Below are 1,985 nucleotides of genomic sequence, written 5' to 3'. Positions count from 1 at the left end.
CTTCTCCGCTTGCACGCAAAATTGCCAAGGACAAGGGCATTGATATCGAGCAAGTGAAAGGAAGCGCTGAGGGCGGAAGAATAGTAAAGAAAGATATTGAAGGGTTTACGCCTTCAACCAAACAAGTTGCTGAAGCTGCGCCAGCCGCTTCTCCATCGTCAGACAAGCCTGCTTCCACTGGTTCCACAGCTGTTACTATTCCTCAATTTATTGGTGAAGAGAAATACACAGAGAAACCAGTTTCTCAAATGCGTAAGGTTATTGCCAAACGTCTTTCTGAAAGCTTGTTCACTGCTCCGCATTTCTACCTTACCATGGCAATTGACATGGACAGTGCAATGCAGGCGAGAATAAAGATCAATGAATTTGCATCGGTTAAAATATCATTCAATGATATCGTGTTGAAAGCTGTAGCTATAGCTTTAAAACAACATCCAAACGTTAATTCATCATGGCTTGGCGACAAGATTCGTTATAACGAGCATGTTAATATTGGAGTTGCGGTAGCTGTTGAAGATGGATTATTAGTTCCGGTAGTTCGTTTTGCTGACGGAAAATCTTTATCTCATATCTCTGCTGAAGTGAAGGATTTCGCGCAGCGTGCGAAAACTAAAAAATTACAGCCATCTGATTGGGAAGGATCAACATTCACTATTTCCAACTTAGGGATGTTCGGCATTGATGAGTTCACCGCCATCATTAATCCGCCTGATGCATGTATCCTGGCCGTAGGAGGTATTTCGCAAGTTCCGGTTGTTAAAAACGGACAGGTAGTTCCTGGAAATGTGATGAAAGTAACATTAAGCTGCGATCACCGTGTGGTCGACGGCGCTACAGGTTCTGCATTCTTACAGACTTTGAAATCTTTGCTGGAAGAACCGGTGAGATTGCTAGTATAGCTTTTGGCGATGAGCAATGAGCTGTGAGAAATGAGCTTCCAAAAGCTCACAGCCCATAGCTCATTTCCGATCCGCATAACCAAAAACCTTTTGTAATAGTGCTGTGTTTCTGGCTCCGGAATTAGCCCGAATCTTTAACTCCTCCTGCGCCACTTCATAAAATAAACCATCCATAGCTTTCTGAGTTGCGTAAGCCGTCAGATCAGTTTGTACTTTGGTAACCAAAGGAATTTTATTGTAGCGCGTGCTTATATCTGTCCAGTAACGTGTAGCTTCTGTTTTACTAAGAGCACCATTAATTATAGGTTGGAATTTACCATTTAATGCGTCACTCGTAACACGCTGGAAATAAGTTGTGGCGGTGTTTTTCTCTTTGCTCAGTAAGATGCTTGTCGCATCCTGAAGAGTCATCTGTTTTAAGGCAGATATAAAAATCGGTTTTGCTTCCAGAACGGCAAGCTCGGCTGCGCGGTTCATACTCATGATAAAATCATCACAAGGTTTATTCAGCCCTAAGCCCCTCAGCGTCTTCTCAACTTTCTGAGCTTCCGGCGGGAATAATAATTTCACGGCAGCATTACCCAGGAATCCGTTCTGCAGTGAAAGCCGGTCTGTTCCCGCTGATATGCCAATCTCTAAAGCTTCCTTTAATGCCGATCCTATCTCAAGCTGGCTTGGTGCACCCCCCTGAGCTAGTGATTGCGCTGCCTGTTTTAACGCACCGGGAAGTTTTATCTGAGCATTTGAACTGTATGCAATTAACGACGCGGCAAATGATAAATAGAATATTCTGAGCTTCATGGTGTGAATTTAACGGAATAACGGCTTACTCCTAATGAAAGTATGAGTATAGCATTATATACGAAATAGTAGAGCTCGTGATTCCGGTATGATTTTAAAAGATGCCGACTTCGATGAGGAATGGAGGAGGTCTGATAGGTAAATGGTTTGGAGATCCTTCGATCAAACATGTATTTGAACGAAGGATCTCCGAACCAGACCCTAACCAGACCCTAACAATTTATCTATAGGTGTCTCGTCCTGAAATAGCTATACAGGTTATTGAATAATTCCTGATTTGGTTAT

General features: G+C 42.9%; 2 protein-coding genes. One reads left to right on the top strand and one right to left on the bottom strand.

What is annotated here, in order from left to right:
- Positions 1-899, top strand: an 899-nt coding sequence (locus tag WKF69_RS12365) for a dihydrolipoamide acetyltransferase family protein (protein WP_340382267.1), incomplete at its 5' end; no start/stop codon positions are given.
- Positions 900-959: 60 nt separating this feature from the next.
- Here WKF69_RS12365 and WKF69_RS12360 read toward each other — a convergent pair.
- Entirely contained in the window at positions 960-1,700 is a 741-nt protein-coding gene (locus WKF69_RS12360; protein ID WP_340382265.1) for a DUF4197 domain-containing protein, read from the bottom strand.
- Positions 1,701-1,985 lie beyond the last annotated feature (285 nt).

Source organism: Daejeonella sp., assembly GCF_037719425.1.
Classification (GTDB): Bacteria; Bacteroidota; Bacteroidia; order Sphingobacteriales; family Sphingobacteriaceae; genus Daejeonella.
Note: the sequence above shows the minus strand (reverse complement) of the source record. Positions and strands in the feature narration are given on the sequence as shown.

Excerpts from the sequence above, each read along its gene's own strand:
- WKF69_RS12360 (WP_340382265.1), bottom strand. The coding sequence starts at position 1,700 with ATGAAGCTCAGAATATTCTATTTATCATTTGCCGCGTCGTTAATTGCA.